Origin of the sequence: Saccharibacillus sp. O23 (assembly GCF_002205895.1) — a bacterium.
In the GTDB taxonomy this organism is placed as follows: domain Bacteria; phylum Bacillota; class Bacilli; order Paenibacillales; family Paenibacillaceae; genus Saccharibacillus.
Window position 1 is genome coordinate 82,710 of record NZ_NJDE01000024.1, and the last position, 19,002, is coordinate 101,711.

Consider the following 19,002-nt stretch of genomic DNA (forward strand, 5'->3'; position numbering starts at 1 on the left):
CCGCCGTGCGGTTCTTATTGCGGCTGCTGCGAATGTCCGGCGTGCTTCACGCGGTCGCGGACTTCCGCCTGCTTGGCTCCGTTGAAGCGGGTCTGATAATCGCCGGTCAAGTAGCCGGTAACGCGGCGCAGCCGGGAGATATGGACTTCGGTTTCCTTTTTCCCGCAGGACGGGCACGATTCGCCGATGATGCCTTCGTATCCGCAGGACGTGCAGCGGTCGATCGGATGATTGATGCTGAAATAGCTGACGTTCCGCTCCAGCGCGTAAGCCACGATCTTGCGGAACGCTTCCGGGTTGCTGCGCACGTTGCCGTCCAGCTCGATATACGAGATGGCGCCGGCGTTGCACAATTCGTGGAAAGGCGCTTCGAGCGAAATCTTCCGCGCCGCCGTCGTCTGATAATAGACCGGCACATGGAACGAGTTCGTATAATATTCGCGATCCGTGACGCCCGGAATCGAGCCGTATTCGCGGGCGTCGTTCTTCGTGAATTTGCCCGACAGTCCTTCGGCCGGCGTCGCGAACAGCGTGATGTTCAAGTCGTGCTTCTCGCTCATTTCGTCGCAATAAGCGCGCATATGACGAATGACGGCCAAAGCTTTCTCGTAGACGTCCGCGTCTTCCGCATGATGTTTTCCGTACATGGCTTTCATGGATTCGGCGATGCCGATAAAGCCGATCGACAAGCTGCCGTGCTTCAGCAGGTCTTCGACTTTGTCGTCCGGACCGAGCGCGTCGCCGCCTTCCCACACGCCTTCGCGCATCATGAAGTCCGACGCTTTGGCAGGCTGCTTGGCTTGAATGCCGTAGCGGTGCAGCAGGCCGGAGAGAGCGGTATCCAGCGCTTCGTCGAGCATCTTATAGTAGCCTTCCTCGTCCGCCCATTTGCGCTGCCCGAGCGCGATTCCGTTCTCCAATCCCATTTTGACCAGATTGATCGTGTTGAAAGACAGATTGCCTTTGCCCGACAGGTGGTTGCGTCCGAAACGGTCGGCGATTACGCGGGTACGGCAGCCCATCGTGGCGAATTCCGTATCCGGATCGCCCGGCACGTAATATTCCAGATTGATCGGCGCGTCGAGGTTGGCGAAGTTCGGATACAGGCGTTTGGTCGAACATTCGATCGCTTTGAGGAACAGATCGTAGTTCGGATCGCCCGGCCGTTGGTTGATGCCTTTCTTGCATTTGAAGATCTGGATCGGGAAGATCGGAGTCTGCCCTTGACCGAGTCCGCGCATGGTCGCGTCCATCAGGCTCTCCATCACGAGGCGGCCTTCGCTGGACGTGCAGGTGCCGTAATTGATGCTGGTAAACGGAATCTGGCCGCCGCCTCTGCTCGACATCGTGTTCAGGTTATGGATGAGGCTTTCGGCCGCTTGGAACGTTTCTTGGCGCGTTTCTTGATAAGCGTAGCGGTACGCGTGCGGATAACGTTCTTTCAGTTCGGCATTATCCATATGTATTTCTTCGTCGCTCGGTTCTGATGCCGCGTTCGCCGTGCCGGTCGGCTCGTCCGCGAAGCTCTCGAAGTACGACAATCCTTTGCGGAAATGCTTGAGGAACGAACGGCCCACGTAAGGCGCCAGATCGTGGTCGATCTTATTGGAAGAGACGCCGCCGTACTGCGCGTTCTGTTGGCATTGGAAGATGATCGCGACCAGCGCCATCGCCGTCATGATCGTCCGCGGCGTCCGCAGGTCGCCGTTGCCGGTGCTGAAGCCTTCGGCCAGCAGTTTGTCGAACGGGATGAAGATGCAGTTGGTCGTGCCGACCGCGTAATGGTCGAGGTCGTGCACGTAGACGGTATTGCCCCGGATCGCCGCCTCCACTTCTTTGGGCAGCACGTGGCGGCGCGCGTACCACTTGGCGTACTCGCTCCCGAATTTGCTCATTTTGCCGGAAAAGCTGTCCCCGTTCAGGTTCGCGTTCTCGCGCAGCGTCTCCGTATCGAGGCTGTCGGCGATGTCCCGTCCGAGTCTCGTGATCTCCTCGAGCGCGTCGTTTTCTTTGCGTGCCGGAGTAAAGGGAAGGGTCATGCTCATCTTGGGTTTCCGTCCTTTCGAATCGAAATTTTGTGAAGAAATCTGGAGAGGATATGTAAGCCGCGTCCGAAAACGGCAGGGAAGCGGTCTTGGTCCGTTTTCTTGTCGAATACCATATTTGGCCTTCGGCTACTTAATTTACACCTAGATATGGTGTGTGTGAAGCGAGCATACACGACTTGCCACATAATGGACATATTCGGACGGCGAAAATTTACCGAATTCGTCAAGGTTGAAAACGCCTTTTTGAAGCGAGCCGCATAGCGGCGCGGAAGAAGCGCGAATTCGATTTTTGCGGATGAAAAGGTTACAATAAAAGCAGCGAAAAAAGACGTTGACAGAACCCAAAATCAGTGAAGAGGAGGACTTCCACCATGGCTATCGCGGAAGTGACGATCATCCCGATCGGGACGGCAACGACCAGTCTGAGCAGTTACGTCGCCGAGATGCAGCGCAAGCTGGAGACGCTCGAAGGCGTGGAATACCAATTGACCTCCATGAGCACGATCATCGAAGGGCCGCTGGACCGGATTCTGGAAGCGGTGAAGGCGCTGCACGAGCATACTTTCGAGTCCGGGGCGCAGCGCGTCTCGACGTCGATCAAGATCGACGACCGCCGGGACAAAGCCGGTTCGTCCGTGCAGAAATTGGCTTCGGTGCATGCGAAGCTGGCCGAACGCGGCGGCGCGGAATAGGCCGAACCTAAGCGCCGCAAACGTCCCCCGACTTTTTGCGGCAAAAGGCTTGCGCTTCTCGGCGAAAGGTGTATAATAAGTTTCGTTGCTGTTTCAGACAGCAAGGTATACGCCGAATATGCTGATGTAGCTCAGGGGTAGAGCAACGCACTCGTAATGCGTAGGTCGGGGGTTCAATTCCCTTCATCAGCATCAAGCAGCACTGCAAAAGCGCGAATCTCGGGAAACCGGGGTTCGCGCTTTTTTTGCTTCGAATATCGAATCCGGCAACAAACCTCCTTTTTCGAACGTTTAATAATTATGATGACGATCCCTTTCCGTTCAAGGAGGTTTTGGCGTGAAAAAACGAAAGAAATTGCGCTTCCTCGGTTCTGCTCTGCTGGCCGCGTCGTTGGTGCTTCCGCTGTCCTTCGTCGCGCCTTCCGCGCAGGCCGAATCTTCGTATTCCAACCAGCTGTTGAGTCGGCAGGTACAGTCGGTACCCGTGAGCAAGACGGAAGTCTTGTTCGTCGATAAATTCTCGGGGCAGCTGCAGCTGCTGGACGTGTCGGCGGACAAGATCGTCTGGACGAAGAAGTTCGCGGTACTGCATGATTGCGAAGTACTCGCAGGTTCCGGCAAGATCGTCGTGCTGACCGAATCCGGCAAGAAGCTCCAGAAACAAGTGCTTTCCTTAAAAGGCAAACCGATCGGCAAACAAGATTTTACGAATATCTCGGGCGGTTCCGACTTGCAGGTCCAATGGTCGGCTGCCGGTTCGGGCGTCAAAGAGAGTATCGCGGTGATGAACGGAGATCGCGTGGCCGTTTATCAATATCCGTGGAAAAAGCCGGTGCATGTTCGATCCGCAGCTTCGGAAGAAGACCGCAAGCACGAAAACCCAGGTGCCGAATCTTCGCAGTTCCAATATCCGTATTTCGTCGCAAAAATGAAAGGTTACGGAATCATGCAGTCGCGGGATTATTACAAGATCGTGAACGTATCGACCGGCAGAATGAATTTGATCTTGTTCCCGTCGAACGTCGACACCAACTTTGTCACGGAAGGAACGAGTTTGGTTGTAAATACGTCCAGCATGATCGGATCGCCGTTGGGCCTATCGACGTTCGAACCGATCGTATATGCTCGTTATGACCTCAAAACCGCCAAATCGACCGCCAGCATCAAACGTACCTTTACCGATCGCGAATCGAATTGGGCGACCAGCTATCTCGGCGGCCGGCTGCTGCTTACCGATACGGAAAAAGGCAAGCAATCGCTGCTGACGCCGGACGATCAAATCATAAGCGAAAGAACGGCGGATCTGAAGAGTTTGCAGGATCGGCTGTTGGGTTATACCGAAGGCCGGGCTGTTGTTTTGGTACCTTTCGGCAAACAGAGCGCCAAGTTGGCTTCGGCGTTCGAAAAATGACGGATCAGGCGGCTAAAAAGCGCTCGTAAATCTCTATTCCTAAATCGATAAATGAAATTGATTATTCATTTATCGATCGGGTAATAATTTCTCGTGGCGCCACCACATCTGCCTCAGGCAATTGTTTGGGGAGCCGAGGGAGTCGAGACCGGGGAGACCCAGCGCTGGACTTTCTCGGTTTTTTCGTTCAGGCGCATTTTTATTCTTCCAAGAAAGCTACCCAATTCCGCAACCCGAATATTTTTAGAATCCTGCCTTATAATGAAATTTGATTCCTTTGTCTCGCTGAATCGTCTAAAAAATCGACAAATTGTGCCGTAATATATAGTAAGAAAGCAAGCATTGAATCATAGGGATCAGGAACGACATTCGAGCGTTAAAGGTGATGAAGACCGTGATTATGGCGTCAGGCGGGCGAAAAAGAAGTCCGGACGAAAATCCTTATAAAACCAAAGGCAAGGTCAGCTTGCGCGCGTTGTTCTCCGGTCTTGTCGTTCTGACTTTCTTGATGACCTTGGCGATCACGTTATTCGCTTCTTACCATTCCGAGGAGAAGCTGCTTCAAGAACGTACGCTCGAAGCGAATCAGAGAGAGTCGCAGCGCGTCGCGCATGCGATCGATATGATGTATCTGTCGGTCGAGAAGAGCCTGAGCTCTTTCGGGGGCGAACTCGCGACTCCGATGTCCCTCGGCGAAGCTGACGAAACGGCGAAACAACTGCGCTTGCTCTACGAGAGCAGCGGACGTTTCGACTCGGTATTCGTCGCGGCCGCGAACGGCAAGATCATAGACAGCTATACGAAAAGCGGCGCGGAAGATCCGGCGGCAATCGACGTCTCGCTGTTGAAGCAAGCTCTGAACACGCGTAAAGAATACCGTTCTCTATTCTACACGGAGACCGAAGGGGATCAGGCGGTCGTGGTATCGGAGCCGATCTACGACGCGAACGACAAGTATTTGGGCGTCATCGGCGGGGTGCTCTGCATGGAGCATGCCAACGTGCTGGGCAGCCTGCTGGGTTCGGGTCGTTCGGCTTCGGATTTCGATACGGTCGGCTCGTATTCTTACGTCGTCGATGACGCGGGCCGTCTGATTTACGATCCCAACGAGGATCGAAACGAAGAAGAGGCCGGAGGGAATCTGGCTTTGGATCGGATATTGATCGGCATGAGCGGCAGCGTCAAAGTGACGGACGACGCGAACGGCGAATATCTGGTCGGGTATGCTTACGCTCCGCGTACCGGTTGGGGAGTCGTATCCCAGACGTCGGCCAAAGCGCTGCGGACCGAGCAGTTCGAACAAATGCGCGGCACGCTGGTGGTCGTTATGGGGCCGTTTCTGATGCTGGCCTGCGCGGCGTTGTTTTTGGCCCGCCGCTTGGCGGCGCCGTTCGTCTCTTTGGCCGATTTCGTGCTTCGCGCCGTCGATCGTCCGGAAGACGAAGCGCTGCCTTCCGTGCGCCGCCACTGGAACCGGGAAGCCGATCTGCTCAACCGGGCCGTGATGCGATCCGTGCGCGAGATGAAGCGTCAGAACCGGGACCTGAACGACTTCGCTCTCAAAGATTCGTTGACGGGGCTGTTGAACCGGCGCGCGCTGGACGAGATTCTGGAGAAGCTGGAAGGCGACAACCGGCCGTTCTCGCTGCTGCTGATGGATATCGACCGTTTCAAAGCGGTGAACGATCTTTACGGACATGCCGCCGGAGACGAAGTGCTCCGAAGCGTAGCCCGTACTTTGGAAGAAACGTTGGGCAATCAGGATCTGTGCGGACGGTACGGCGGCGAAGAGTTTCTGGTTCTGCTGCCGGGGCGCAATCTGCCGGAAACGTACGAGATGGCGGAACGGATCCGGCTCGCGGTCGCCGCGCACGAGAATTCGCTGCATATTCCCGTAACGCTGTCGATCGGCGCTTCCGTTTGCCCGATGCAATCCATGCGGGTAGACGATCTGTTCGAGCTTGCCGACCGTGCCTTGTATCGGGCCAAAGAAGGCGGCCGCAACCGGGTGGTCGTCTAAGTCCGAACCTTTTCTTTTTCGAAAAACGAAAGAACGCGTCCTTTCCTCTAGAGGAAGTTACGCGTTCTTTTTGTCGTCCGAAAAAGATGTCCCGTTCATTCTCCGCCTCCGCCTCCGCCGTCCCCGCCGCCCGAATCGCAGCTTCCGCCGTCATAAGAGGAAGAATGGGAATGACTCGAACCGCCGCAGTGGTTATGGGAAGCACCGGGCGTGACGTCGTAAGCATCGTAAGAGTTCGCGCTGCTCGGATTATGCAGGAACCCCGAGTGGCCGCCCCGCCTCATGCCGCGGTTCGAACCTCTCAGTCCGATTAACGAGGAAACAATGATCAACACCGCGAAAATCGCGACAATCCCCATGAATTCCATGTAAACGCCTCCTTATAAATGGGTAAAAATGATCAAGCAAGGAATCGAAGCGTTTATCCCTGCCTTGCTTCATATACGCTTGGGTGGGGAGAAAAGTTCGTTTTTTGCGGAAAATAATTTAAAAAAGAATCGAAGCTTCGATGCAAGAAAGGACTCGGCGATTCGGCTTCGAACGGTAAGGCCAAAGGGAAGACAAGGCACCGATCGTGACTTTGGTCCCGGATGCGGCGGGAGATTCCGCCTATTTACCGAGCGCTTTGTCGCGCACGCTTACAGAGTGTGATAAAATAGGGATTATACGAAAATGGGAACATATGATCTGATTATCCGAGGAGGAACCGCATGACTACGGAAATGATCAAACCGCCGGCCGAAGTGCTGCACGAGCGTGAATTGGCGGCGCTGGGCGCGGCGGATACGGGCAAACGTCCGCCGAATTGGAAGCTGTCGCCCGCCGCCGTCCGCGACTTTTTGATCGGGCGCGAGCAGCCGATCGAACTGGACGGCGAATCTATACATATTACGCGCAAGTTTTACGGCAACGACGTGCTGATCGAACGCGCGATCGTGACGCTGGCGGGCAATCGGGGGCTGATGCTGGTCGGAGAACCGGGCACGGCCAAAACGATGCTCAGCGAGCTGCTGTCGGCCGCGATCTCGGGTACCAGCACCAATACCATTCAAGGCACGGCGGGCACGACGGAAGACACGATCAAATATTCGTGGAATTACGCCATGCTGCTCGACAAAGGGCCGTCCGAAGCCGCGCTGGTGCCTTCGCCGCTGTATCACGGCATGAAGCACGGATTGCTTACGCGGTTCGAGGAAATCACCCGCTGCCCGTCCGAAGCGCAGGACAGCCTGATCAGCATCATGAGCGACAAGGTCATGAACATTCCGGAGTTGGCCGACGGCGTATTGTTCGCGAAGCCCGGATTCAACGTGATCGGCACGGCGAACATTCGCGACAAAGGCGTCAACGAAATGAGCAGCGCGCTCAAGCGGCGGTTCAATTTCGAGACGATCCGCCCGATCGACAACGTCAAGATGGAAGCGAAGATCATCGAGTCGCAGGCTTCCAATCTGCTCGCTCACGGCGGGATCGACGCTCCGGTGGACGCGGACGTGGTCGAACTGCTGGCGACGACGTTCATCGAACTGCGGACCGGACGGACGCGGGAAGGATATAAGATCGAAGTGCCTCAGGCGGTGATGAGCACGGCCGAAGCGGTATCGGTCTACGTGCAGAGCGCGATGACTTCTTACTATTACGAAGAAGGCGGATTGTCGCTGGAGCGGCTCGTGCAGAACATGCTCGGCACCGTAGCCAAAGAGAACGACAAAGATCTGAGCGTGCTCAAAGCGTATTTCTCCAAAGTGGTCAAAGAACGGGCCAAAACGGAAGCGTTATGGAACGCGTATTACAAGGAGAAAAAATGGATCGGCTGACGGACAGCGTCGAAGCGGAGGTGCTGAAGGAAGACGGGGAAGCAGGGCTGCTTCGGCAGCAGGCGCCGCGGGAGCAGTTGGACGAGATCGATCGATTGTTCGCGGAAAAAGTATTCGATCTGAACGGTCCGGTCGTGCATTTTCCGATTCGCCACCACAGTCCGGCCTGCTCCCGTCATCTGCTGAAGACGTTCGAAGCTTATCGGCCGGACATCGTCTTGATCGAAGGACCGGAGAGCGGGACTCCGCTGATTCCCGTGTTGGCGGACGCGGCAACGCAGGCGCCGGTCAGCTTGTATTACGGCTTCGAGGACGAGAACGGACGCGGAGCCTGCTATTACCCGCTGCTGGATTATTCGCCGGAATACGCGGCGATTCGGGCAGCGGCGGCGCGGGGAATTCCCGCGCGGTTTATCGATCTGGACGTTCGCGGCCGGGCCGAAGCCGCCGAAGAAGGCGGCAAAGCGTCCGCGCAGGACGAGGCGCTGCTGGCCGGCTCGGCTTTTATCGGGCGGCTGTGCCGTTCCTCGGGCGCGCGCAGCTTCGACGAGCTGTGGGAGCGGGCTTTCGAAGTCGGCGGGCTGCGCCGGGAGACGCCGGAATTCGTGCGGAGCGTATTCGCGTACTGCACACTGTCGCGAATGACGTATTCGCCGGAGACGCTGCGAAGCGAAGGCGATCTGGACCGCGAAGCGCGCATGCGAGCGCATATCGCGGAGGCGCGGGCGCAATTCGGCCGGGTGCTGGTCGTGACCGGAGGATTCCATACCTACGGGCTGATCGTCGGCGAAGCCGAGTCCGGGCAAGCGGACTCGGAAGAACGTTCCGGAGCCGCATGCGGCCGCTCGGCCGGGTCGAGCGGTTCGCCCAGGCCGAGCCGCGAAGGCGGTCACGTTCGCAAATCGATCTATCCGATGGTCTACACGTTCGAAGAAGCCGACCGGTTGAACGGTTACGCCAGCGGCATGCCGCATGTCGGCTATTACGACCGGGTCTGGACGCTGCTTCAAGGCGGCGAAGCCTCGCCTTACGAACGAGCCGGCCTGGAACTGCTGGCCCGGCTCGGGCGCGACCTGCGAAGCGAAGACGAAGCGGCTTCGACTTCCGACGGCATCGAAGCGTTCGCGCTGCTGCAAGGACTTGCCGCGCTGCGCGGCAAAAGCCAAGGCGGAGCCTACGAATTGACGGACGCCGTGACGGCCGCTTTTATCAAAGGCGAGCGCACGCGGACTTCGGACAAGCCGCTGGAGAAGCTGCTGACGCTGATGACCGGCGACCGGATCGGCAGCGTGGCGCCGAACGAATTCGCCGTGCCGATCGTCGAGGATTTCAAGGCGCGGGCGGCGGCATGCCGCTTGAACCTTCGTTCGACGGGTCGTCATCGCCGCATCTTGGAACCTTACGCCAAGCCCGCGCATCGGGAAGCCAGCCGTCTGCTGCACTGCGCCGAATTCCTCGGTACGGAGTTCGCCCGCAAAGAATCCGGTCCGGATTGGGCCGCGCGCAAAGACATGAACCTCGTGCGGGAGATCTGGACGTATTCGTATTCGTCGCGCGTCGAAGCGCGCTTGATCGAAAATTCGATCTATGGCGGCACGGTAGCGGCGGCGGCCGAAGCGAAGCTCGTCGAGCAGTTGGACGCGGTGCCGGATCATCACAGCGGCGAAGCCGCGCGCAGGCTGCTTCAGGCGCTGACGATGGGACTGGAGAGTCTGGCGGCCCGATTGTTCGAACGGCTGGAGAACGCGCTGAGACGAGACGGATCGTTCTTGTCCTTGTGCGAGACGCTCGATGCGCTGGAGCGAATCTTGTCTCATCGCCGACTGCTCGGCGTCAAGGACGAAGTCCGATTGAACCGCCTCGCCGACGAAGCTTACGCCGCCGCCGTATCGCGGCTTCCGGGTCTGGGCGGACTTCATCCCGACGACCAGCCGAAAGCGGTCGAAGGCTTGAAGCTGCTGCATATGCACGCGGCGGAACGGGGATCGCGCCGAGACTCGGGCGCGGACGAACAGTTCCGCGACCGTTTGGGCGAACTGTTGGCCATGCCGACTCTGGCGCCGCGGCTCGAAGGAGCGGCGATCGCCGTGCTTGTCCGCCTCGGCGAACGGGAAAGCGGCGAGATCGCGCGCCGGGCGCGCGCTTATCTGCTCGGCACGACGGATCAAGCGCTCAAGAGCGCCGAATATCTGCAAGGCGTATTCGCGCTCGCGCGAGACGCGCTGATGCAGGATGACGCTCTGATCGCGGATCTGAGCCTGCTGCTGGAGCGGCTTCCGCACGAAGAATTTCTGCGGCTGCTGCCGGAGCTGCGATTGGCGTTCACGTTCTTCACGCCGCCGGAGACTTCGCGCATCGCGACGAAGGTCGCCGCGCTTCACGGCATTCCGGCGGCGCGACTGGAACTGCCCGCCGTCGACGAGCGGACGCTGCTCGCGGCGAAGCGGCTCGATCAAGCTATTCGAGAGGAGCTGGCGTCATGGAAACTGGAACCGGAGCCGAAGAGCGATTCCCGCGCTTGAACGCGGACGGAAGCGAGCGCGTCGAAGCCGTTCCCGCCGCCGGGAGCATGAGCCCCGAGACCCTGAACCGCTGGCGGCTGCTGCTCGGCCCTTCGGCCGACGAGCCGCTGTCCGAGACGCGGGCGTATTCGCCGGAAGACTTCGTTTACGGAGAGATCGACGAACTGCTCGGTTATTTGTACGACCGCGAATTCGGCGAAGAACAAGGCTATCGGCGCAAGCAGGCAGGGCGAGGAAGCTCGCAGTTGACCGTGCCGGGCTGGCTCGGCCGGGTGCGCAAGCTTTTTCCGCGGGAGACGGTGGAGATTCTGGAGAAGCAGGCGCTGGACCGCTACGGCATCAGCGAACTGCTGACGGACAAAGCGGTGCTGGAATCGCTGGAGCCCAACATGAATCTGCTCAAGAACATTTTGCAGTTCAAAGGCCGGATGAAAGGCGAAGTGTTATCCAGCGCCAAAGCGATCGTGCGGCAGGTCGTCGACGAGCTGCGCCGCAAGCTCGAAGCCGATACGCGCGCCAGCCTGTCGGGCAAACGGAACCGCTACGAAGCGGGCCGGGTGCGTTCGCTTCGGAATCTGAACATGAAGAAAACGATCGTCCGGAATCTCAAAAACTACGACCGCGAGAAGCGGCGCTTCGTCGTGGATCGGCTGCATTTCGACGGGCGCGTTCAGCCGTATAACCGCTGGCATGTCGTGATCGCGGTCGACGAGAGCGGCAGCATGCTGGATTCGGTGATCTACAGTTCGGTCATGGCCAGCATTTTTTACCGATTGAATTCGCTCAAGACCAGCTTGTTCGTGTTCGATACCGAGGTCGTGGACCTGAGCGGCCGGCTGGAAGATCCGGTCGACGTGCTGATGAGCGTGCAGCTCGGCGGCGGCACGCATATCGCCAAAGCGCTGCGTTACGGGGAGACCCTGATCGAGAACCCCGGACGAACCCTGTTCATTCTGGTCAGCGACCTCGTCGAAGGCTATCCGGCTTCCCATATGTACCGCGCGGGCAAAGACATCCTCGACGCGGGCGCGCGGCTGCTCGTGCTGACGGCGCTCGACTTCGAAGGCCATGCCGCCTACGACGAACATGCGGCGCGCACGTTCGCGGATATGGGCGCCGAAGTCGCCGCGATCACGCCGGACGCGCTGGCGGAATGGATCGGACGCATCGTGAATTGATTAGGGTGACCTTAAACTAAGGAGGCGTACTTATGACACTGAATCATCAGACGATAGACCCTTTGGTCGAAAAATTCGCCAAAGCCTGCTCCGACGACTACTCGCTTGCGGTCGACCGCCGGGATTCGATTATCGCATACGTGAGCGGAGCGACGGAAGAATTCCCCGATCTGCTGCCGGGTTCGAACTACTACTTGTACCGCACGATATCCGCGCTCGACAAGTTGGGCCGTCAAACGGACCGGGACGTTTTTTACCGGGCGGCGGCCGTGATTCTGCGCACCAAAGGCAATCGGGGCTACGACTATCAGGATCAGAATCTGTACCGGATCTGCATGGGCGAAGAATGGAGCGGCATCAACTTGAGTTCCCGCCGGGTACGGAATATCGAAGAGCGTTTATCCGAAACGACGAAGCGTCTGGAGCTGCTGCATAAATACGCGGGCGCGGAAATCGTGCATAAAATGTTTTTGTCGCAGCTCGGCTTGGATCGCGGCGCCGGCAAAAACGCGGCGACCCCGGAGATCGACGCGGATACGCTGCTGCGGCTGAAGCTGTACGCGGCGATCGATCCGGAATTCGCGCGCGAAACGCTGTCCAAGATCGCTCCTGCGCTTCAAGCGCTCGCGGCCGAAGATGCGGATACGCTGCGGCGGGAACTGCTGAAAGCGATCGAGCCGCTGGTCATTCGGCAGCTTCCGCTCAAAGATACGCTGACGCAGCTTGATTTGGCCCCGGAGTATGTGGAGGCCCGGCGCGAAGAAGTGAAAGCCCGTCTGTTCCCGGATTCGGAGCTCGATCCCCAAAAGCCGCTTCGAAGAGAGCAGCAAGGCGTCGTTCTGCGTCAACTGCGCTGCGCGTTCTATTACCGGGTCCTGCTGAACGGCGGCAAAGAAGGCTTATTGGAATCTTCGGCGGATCTCGATAAAACGATACTCGATCTGCTGCGCGACGTGCACGAGATCCTGCCGCTGGAAGTGCGGGAAGAACTGCTGATGACGGAACACGGCGGGAAAGACCCGGATCTGATCTTGGAAGGCATCGTGCGCACGAACGAGCCGTTCGCGTTGATCACGACGTTGTCGCGCGAAATCGACGGGTACATGCCGGTGTGGAACATGCTGCGCGGCGAGCTGCTCAAAGACGCTCGGCAGGCCCGACGATTGTTTGCCATCCTGCGCCGTCCGATGCTCAAAGCTTACGTCTACCGCGTGCTGTCGGATGCCGGCATGCCGCCGGAGAGCGAAGGCGGCATCGAAGCGCTGGTGCTGGAGACGCTGTCGGACAAACTGCACGGCAACATTCTCGGCCAGAGTTTGGCGAAGGTGTTGGCGGGCGAACTGTCGATGGAAGCTTATCTCAAACATAAACCTTCGCATGATTGGGATCAGGTGCAGGGCAACAGCAACCGCCGGCGCAATCTGCTGATCGCCGTGACCTTTTTGCCGGAAGATTCGGATCTCTATGCCGAATTCGTAAAGGTGGCGGGACATCCGGAAGTCGGAACGGCGGCGTTCCTGTCGTATCTGTATCAATCGCCGGTGTTCGACGGAGAGAAGCTGCTGGAGCGGGTCGAAGCCGATCCCGACATGGACGGCGACCGTCTGCTGCTGCGCATGCTGCTGATGAACGGACTGAATCGGTATTATTACGCCCGCGTGCCGGAAGAAGAATTGCGGAGCATCATCCGGCACCGCGTGGAGCGGTCGCTCGGTTTCTATAACGAGCTGCAGGGCGATGTCCGGCAGATCGTGCTCGAGACGGCGCTCGAAGCGGCGGAGAACGAAGATACGCTGATCGAAGCGCTGCGTACGGGCTTGGGCGATTCGTCCAAGCGCAACCGCGAGATCGCCCTTGGCGAGCTGCTTCGCCGGCCCGACAAAGACTTGTACGTCAAATTGTATCTGGGCGAGAAAAAAGCAGGCGTGCGCGAAGCGGTGATCGACTTGCTGCGCGGCATCGAAGGCGAAGGCGAAGGCGAAGCGTACGCGGAACTGATCGCCAAAGAAAAGTCCGCCGCGCTCAAAGCCCGTCTTCAAGCGCTGTCGGATACGCTCGGCAAGCCGGCGGAATTCGCCCATGCGGCTTTGGCCGAACATGTCGACGCGAAGAAGCTGTCGCGCTTGTCTTGGCTGTCGGCGGATCGAATGCCGGACTTGTACGGCCGCGACGGACACAAGCTGGACGAGCGCATCAAGACTTACGTATGGAGCGAGTCGGTGGACTTCGCGTCGGAACCGAATCCGCGCTTGAACGAAGTGGCGGAATACGCGGACGAGCAGTCGCTCGCGAACTTCGCCGAGGAAACGCTGCAGGCATGGATCGACGCTCAAGCCCCCGCCAAAGAAAAATGGGTGCTGCCGCTCGCGGCGCGGTTCGGCGGCCGTCCGGTGATCGACCTGCTGGGCCGTCAGATCCGGGAATGGGCGGATAACAGCCGGGGCGCGATCGCCGCGGACGCAGTGCGCGCGCTGGCGTTCATGAACGACACGGCTGCGCTGATGACCATCGACAAATTGGGCCGCGCGATCAAGAACCGTCAAGTCAGGGGAGCGGCGGAAGAAGCGTTGGAATTGGCGGCCGAGAATCAAGGCTTGACCAAAGAACAATTGGCCGACCGTCTGGTGACCGCGCTGGGATTCGACGAAAACGGCGAACTGCGATTGAGCTACGGCGAACGTTCGTTCACGGTCAAAGTGAGCGGGGATTTGCAGCTGTCCGCCGTGAACGACGAGACGGGCAAAGCGGTCAAAAGCCTGCCCGCGCCGGGTCAGAAAGACGACGCGGAGCTGGCGGCGCAGTCGAAAGCGCGTTTTGCGCAGCTCAAAAAAGATCTCAAAACGATGGTCGGCATCCAGTCGCAGCGCCTCGAAGAATCGCTGTCGAAGCGTCGGCTGTGGAGCGCGGACGAGTGGACGAGCCTGTTCGTGGACAACGTGATCATGCGCCGGTTCGCCGTCGGCTTGATCTGGGGCGTATACGAAGGAACGGGCGAAGACGCGGCGATCGCGTCGACGTTCCGGTATATGGAAGACGGCACGTTCAACACGGTGGACGAAGACGAATACGAGCTGCCGGAAGACGCGAAGATCGGTCTGGTCCATCCGCTCGAGCTGGACAAAGAGACGCTGGAAGCTTGGAAAACGCAGCTTGAAGACTACGAAATCGCGCAGCCGTTCGTTCAATTGAACCGTCCGGCTTATCTTCCGACGGAAGACGATCTGGAGCTTCGGGCGTATACCCGCCTGCCGGAAGGCGAATATTCGCCGACCGGGTTCCCGAAAGCGTTGGAGAAATACGGCTGGGTCAAAGGACGGGCGCAGGACGGCGGCTTCTATAACGAGCTGTTCAAGATGTACGGCGATCTGATCGCCCGCCTGACGTTCAGCGGGACAAGCATCGCTTATTACGAAGGCATGGACGACGTGACGCTCGAGGAGCTCGAATTCTTCGCCAACAAAGGCGACGATTATTATTACGTTTCGGCCAGCGGCCATCCGATGAAAAACGTGCCGGAACGCGTATTCAGCGAAACGGTCTACGATATTCTGCGGGCCAGCGGACAATAACGGCAAAACGCGGGTTTCTGCGGGTGCGGGACTTCTTAGGCCGTATCGTCGAATAAGCGGCTCTAGGCAGCAAGAAAACGCGGATTTCGTCCGCGTTTTCTTGCTGATCCAGCAGCGAAGCGGCTTCGCGCGCGCCAATCGCCTATATATAAAACCGACCCGCAAAGCTTACGCGCCTATTGGAGGACGACGATCATGACACCGGAATCGGAAAAGAAGCGGCATACGGATCGGGCCGCGAACGAAGAAAAGCGAGTGTTGTTTTTTCACGAGGACGATTATGCGATGTTGGAGCTGATTCCGACGAAGCGGAAAGAAGCGATCGAAGCGGAAATGGAGCAGATCCGGGCCTTCGGAGACGAACATCGCACGGAAGGCGGCTACACGGATCTCTACGTGCGGCAAAGCGATCCTCGGGAACTGGACGGACTGCGGATTCAGCTGGCGGAAATCGAGGAAGCCGTTTCTTCGTTCGCGTATCCTTACGATCAAGTCATCACGGGATACGGCTCTTCGTACCGCGTGGAATGCGAAGGGATTCGGGCATTCGGACCCAACGAAGAAACGGTGCTGCTGTGCGAATACGAAGACGGTTTGATCCGTAAAGCATGGATGCTGCTGGATATCGGCGATCGCGCTCAATACGACTGGGCATCGAAACTGCTGCTGACCCTCGCGCGAATCGCTCCGTTGATGTTGGCCGATCTGACTTGGGGCATCAACGTGGATCTGCGCGACGAAGAAGCGGTAAAACGTTATCTGGATGAATATCTGGAAGAAGACGAGGCGTAGCGGAGATCGCGCCCGAATAAAGAGGTGAATCGATCTTGAACGAGGGAATGGAGCTGCGTTTTCGCCGATTGACGGCGATCTGCACGGAAGATTATCTGATTCGTTACGCGAACAAAGGATTGTACAATCGAGCGCTCAAAGAGATCGAAAAAGGCGCGACGGCGCAGTACGCGTTCGAAGCGGACGAGGTGACCTGCACGCTCGGCGACGGTACGGTCTGCACGTTGACCGATTCGATCGAACGTTTCGCGTGTACTTGTCCGTCCGACAAGATCTGCAAACATGTGCTGATCGCGATTCTGTATTATGCCCGGCAGGCTGGCGGTGCCGAGACGGAGTCGCATCCGGAGGACGAAGCGAAGCCCGGACCGGCGGACTCGTCAATCGCGGAAAGCGGCAGCGAAACGGGAACCGGCGCAAAAAACGAAACGTCCGGCGAAGCGGATCGAGCCGGATCGGACGGACTGCCCAAGCCGGATTTCGGCTGGTTGTCGGAGCGGCCTATTCGCGAACTCGTCGCTCCGTTCGCCGCTTCCAAAGTCGAGGAAGCGGCGTTCCGCCTGCGCTATCGCGAAGAATTGACCGTCAGCGAAGGTTCGCTGCTGGTCGTGCGGATGAACCGCTCCGGCGTGGAAGTGGCGTTCACGGACGCGGCGGACGTGTCCCGCGCGCTCTGCGCGGTGCCGGGAGCGGACGGCGAGATGTATAAGCTGGAAGCCCTGCTGCGTTATCGCGCGAGTCTCGGACTGCGCGACGAAGACGCGTTGGCCGGGCAGCTCTCGCCGGTCTCCGCGCCGCCGGAACTGCTGCGCGAATTCCGCGGCAGCATCGAAGCGCTGCTCGGCGGCGGATTGGCCCGGCTGCCGCGCAGCTTCGCCGCGCGGTTCGAACTGCTGGCGATCGCCGCGCGCAGCGGCGGGCTGCCGAATCTGGAGCGCGAGGCGCGCGGGATCCACGGCGAACTGGAATCGTTCTTCGCGCGGCATGTGCGCTTCTCCGTACGCGCGCTGCTCGGGCGGCTGAGCCGGGCCGCCCTGATGATCGAGGCGCTGGAACGGGACATCGGGCCCGCGCGCAAAGCGCAGTTGGCCGGCCGGTTCCGCAGCCGGTATTATACGGTTCCTCGGCTGGACCTCTACGGCCTCGGCGCGGAGCCGTGGGAAACGAGATCCGGCTATCGCGGGATCACCTATTATTTCTGCTGCGCCGAAGACGGCGGCGTCTATACGTATACGCAGGCGCGGCCCGCTTATTATGAAGGCGCGGAATTCGATTATGCGCGGCATTACCGCGAGCGCACGCCGTGGAAGCCGGATCTGACGCTGCGCACCGCAGGCGCTTCGATGCTGTCGATGCGCTCCGCGAAGGTCAGCGACGAAGGCCGGCTGTCTTCCGGCGGATCGCCGGCCGTAACCGTGCCGGAACGCCCGCCGGTCGAGGCTTTCGATTTCGGATCGCTGCTCGTAGGCAGCTTCGCCGAATTGGACGCCGCAGGCGGTGAAATCCGCTTGTTCGGCGGCCGTCCGCGCCGATTGGCTCTGATCCGGGCGGCGGCGATCGAAAGCTGCCGGTACGATTCCGGCGATCAGGCGCTCAAGCTGCTTGCCGTCGATGCGGCCGGCGAACGGCTTGAATTCATCGTGCCGTATCACGCCGATTGGAGCACCGCGATCACCCGGCTGGAATCGGGCCGCGGCCTGCCCGGCGACGGCGAATTCTACGTATTCGCGTCCGTCGAGCCGAGCGGCGTGTATCCGATCAGCTTTTTGCAGGGCAACGGACAGGTGAGCTTGAAGCTCGATCTGTAGACGGAGCCGTGTCGCGGCCGATGACGAGAAAAGAAGCGTAACGGAGCGGAGCGTCTTAGGGCGTGTCTGCCAAACTGCCGAAGTACAGCTTAAGCTCCCAAAGAGCGGCACCGGATCGCAAACTTGCAGGACATGTTGACGGTTCGTCAACAAATCATGTCTTTGTAGACGACTTGAAAAGAAATGTTGACGTTTAGTCAGCATTTTATGAGAGATAAGGCATAATCATGAGAAAAATGCTCAAAATGCTGACTTTTCGTCAACATTCGCGCGTATATTTGGTTTTTGCGCTCAAAATGTTGACTTTCGGTCAGCATTCGGCAGTTGAGGCGATGAAAGAGCGGGTCGCGAAACGGACATGAACACATAGCCGGAAGGAGGAGAGCGGATGAACGAAACGGATCGGCTGCTCGGTCGGGTGGAGGATTGGACAGAAGAGATGCTGCTGCGCGGAACGGCGCAGTTCGCGCCGGAGGATGCGCGGCTGTTGGAACGGCTGGCCGATGACGCGCGGCGGCTCGGCATGGAATTATTGGAGCAGCTGCTGCGGAATGTCGCGAGTGCCGGAGAAAGGGAGCGGCTTACGGGGGCGGAGTCGGAAGCGGAAGACGGAGAAGAACTGCCGGGTTTGTTTTTCCGTCTGTGCGCGTATGCGCAGCTTGCGCGCGAGAACGCCGAAGCGTCTTTCGAAGAAGAATCCGAAGCGGCGCTGGAAGGGGAAGAAGCAAACGGATAGACAGCGGGGAACCAAGCCGTACGAAAGCGAGCCTGATCGACATCCCCAAAAGCGGTCTGCCGTTCCGGCGCGGGCCGATGCGAAGCGCGCTGCCGAAGATAAGAGAGATGCGCGGCTGCGTATAAGCCTTGTCTTCGGCTTTTTTGAAGTTTGCCGCCCGGCTTCCGAAAAATCTATGGTCTGCGCGGCTGCTCGTAAGCGCCGTCGGCTCCTTTTTGAGCCGGGCGGGATTGCTCTTCGGCAGGCGGCTTGCCGGACGAAGTCGGCCGAGAGCTGTCGGTTTTGCCCGATTGGGAAGAATCGGCCGGGCGGGATTGCTCTTCGGCAGGCGGCTTGCCGGACGAAGTCGGCTGAGAGCTGTCGGTTTTGCCCGATTGAGTCGAATCGGTCGGACGAGATTGCTCTTCGG

At 58.9% G+C, this 19,002-nt stretch carries 13 protein-coding genes and 1 tRNA gene; 11 read left to right on the forward strand and 3 right to left on the reverse strand.

Annotated elements, in window-relative coordinates; translation table 11 throughout:
• Nucleotides 1-14 precede the first annotated feature (14 nt).
• Complete coding sequence (locus CDO73_RS22575) at nt 15-2,045, reverse strand: anaerobic ribonucleoside triphosphate reductase (RefSeq protein WP_256972815.1); 2,031 nt, start codon at nt 2,043-2,045, stop codon at nt 15-17.
• Nucleotides 2,046-2,419: 374 nt separating this feature from the next.
• Here CDO73_RS22575 and CDO73_RS22580 point away from each other — a divergent pair, with 374 nt between their 5' ends.
• The 4 genes from CDO73_RS22580 to CDO73_RS22595 all read left to right on the forward strand — a co-directional run bounded on the left by CDO73_RS22580 (nt 2,420) and on the right by CDO73_RS22595 (nt 6,171).
• A complete protein-coding gene (locus CDO73_RS22580) occupies nt 2,420-2,740 on the forward strand; it encodes an MTH1187 family thiamine-binding protein (protein ID WP_088490785.1) in 321 nt (106 codons plus the stop codon).
• 120 nt (nt 2,741-2,860) lie between these two features.
• Nucleotides 2,861-2,932 (forward strand) — tRNA-Thr (locus CDO73_RS22585).
• 145 nt (nt 2,933-3,077) lie between these two features.
• Nucleotides 3,078-4,151, forward strand: coding sequence for a hypothetical protein (locus tag CDO73_RS22590; protein ID WP_088490786.1), 1,074 nt, complete (start codon nt 3,078-3,080; stop codon nt 4,149-4,151).
• Between the two features lie 400 nt (nt 4,152-4,551).
• On the forward strand, nt 4,552-6,171 hold the full coding sequence (locus tag CDO73_RS22595; RefSeq protein ID WP_256972818.1) for a sensor domain-containing diguanylate cyclase: 1,620 nt from the start codon (nt 4,552-4,554) through the stop codon (nt 6,169-6,171).
• A 95-nt stretch (nt 6,172-6,266) separates the two neighbouring features.
• On the opposite strand, the gene CDO73_RS22600 is transcribed toward CDO73_RS22595, so the two are convergent.
• Nucleotides 6,267-6,539 carry a hypothetical protein gene (locus CDO73_RS22600; protein ID WP_088490788.1) on the reverse strand — a complete coding sequence of 91 codons (273 nt, stop codon included), beginning with the start codon at nt 6,537-6,539 and terminating at the stop codon, nt 6,267-6,269.
• A gap of 342 nt (nt 6,540-6,881) precedes the next feature.
• On the opposite strand from CDO73_RS22600, the gene CDO73_RS22605 reads away from it, so the two are divergent.
• The 7 genes from CDO73_RS22605 (at nt 6,882) to CDO73_RS22635 (ending at nt 18,593) form a co-directional block, all read left to right on the forward strand.
• Entirely contained in the window at nt 6,882-7,988 is a 1,107-nt protein-coding gene (locus CDO73_RS22605) for an ATP-binding protein (RefSeq protein WP_088490789.1), read from the forward strand.
• Nucleotides 7,976-10,510, forward strand: coding sequence for a DUF5682 family protein (locus tag CDO73_RS22610; RefSeq protein WP_088490790.1), 2,535 nt, complete (start codon nt 7,976-7,978; stop codon nt 10,508-10,510). Before CDO73_RS22605 ends, CDO73_RS22610 begins: the two co-directional genes overlap by 13 nt.
• A 47-nt stretch (nt 10,511-10,557) precedes the next feature.
• The gene (locus tag CDO73_RS22615) at nt 10,558-11,688 is read left to right on the forward strand and encodes a VWA domain-containing protein (RefSeq protein WP_088490799.1); all 1,131 of its coding nucleotides are present in this window, start codon (nt 10,558-10,560) and stop codon (nt 11,686-11,688) included.
• A gap of 32 nt (nt 11,689-11,720) precedes the next feature.
• Nucleotides 11,721-15,257, forward strand: coding sequence for a DUF4132 domain-containing protein (locus tag CDO73_RS22620; protein WP_088490791.1), 3,537 nt, complete (start codon nt 11,721-11,723; stop codon nt 15,255-15,257).
• Between the two features lie 195 nt (nt 15,258-15,452).
• A complete protein-coding gene (locus CDO73_RS22625; protein WP_088490792.1) occupies nt 15,453-16,049 on the forward strand; it encodes a hypothetical protein in 597 nt (198 codons plus the stop codon).
• A gap of 35 nt (nt 16,050-16,084) precedes the next feature.
• Nucleotides 16,085-17,857: a hypothetical protein gene (locus tag CDO73_RS22630; protein ID WP_088490793.1), complete on the forward strand. Its 1,773-nt coding sequence runs from the start codon at nt 16,085-16,087 to the stop codon at nt 17,855-17,857.
• Nucleotides 17,858-18,245: 388 nt separating this feature from the next.
• Nucleotides 18,246-18,593, forward strand: coding sequence for a hypothetical protein (locus CDO73_RS22635; RefSeq protein WP_088490794.1), 348 nt, complete (start codon nt 18,246-18,248; stop codon nt 18,591-18,593).
• A gap of 173 nt (nt 18,594-18,766) precedes the next feature.
• Here the strand turns inward: CDO73_RS22635 and CDO73_RS26875 are convergent.
• Nucleotides 18,767-19,002: hypothetical protein (locus tag CDO73_RS26875; RefSeq protein WP_218821640.1), on the reverse strand; the 236-nt coding region annotated here is incomplete at its 5' end.